Source organism: Anaerococcus lactolyticus ATCC 51172, assembly GCF_000156575.1.
Lineage (GTDB): Bacteria > Bacillota > Clostridia > Tissierellales > Peptoniphilaceae > Anaerococcus > Anaerococcus lactolyticus.
The window spans coordinates 1-440 of the sequence record NZ_GG666090.1; the positions used below are offsets into that span (position 1 = coordinate 1).

Sequence of the window (440 nt, forward strand, 5' to 3'; positions counted from 1 at the left end):
AAAAAGACAAAAACCTAAATCAAGACTTATCTAAGAAATTAGATGAACTTCTAAAACTTCAAAAAGAAAACAAAGAGAAGAAAGAAGATAAGAAATCTCAAGATAAGAAGTGGGACAAACTTTTAAAAGCTGATGACAAGAATATCCTAAATCAATTTGATCTTAACAAGATGAAAAAGCAAGATGAACAACAGGACAAAAAACAAGCTAAAGATGAAAAAGAATTTGCAGTTTTTCAAGTAGACAAAAACTTTTATAACATTATTAATAAAGATGGTAAGACAACAGTCTACATGGATGTAAAAACTTATGTGGATCAAGGAAGAACTATGATTCCAGTAAGATATATTGCCTATACTCTAGGTTTTAATGTTGAATATGACAACTCTACTCGTGAAGCTATTTTCTCAAATAAAGAGAATAATATCTTAGCTAAAAAA

At 28.0% G+C, this 440-nt stretch carries 1 protein-coding gene; it reads left to right on the forward strand.

The window, feature by feature from the left end:
• On the forward strand, window positions 1-440 hold a 440-nt coding region (locus tag HMPREF0072_RS12555), incomplete at both ends, for a stalk domain-containing protein (RefSeq protein ID WP_004830429.1).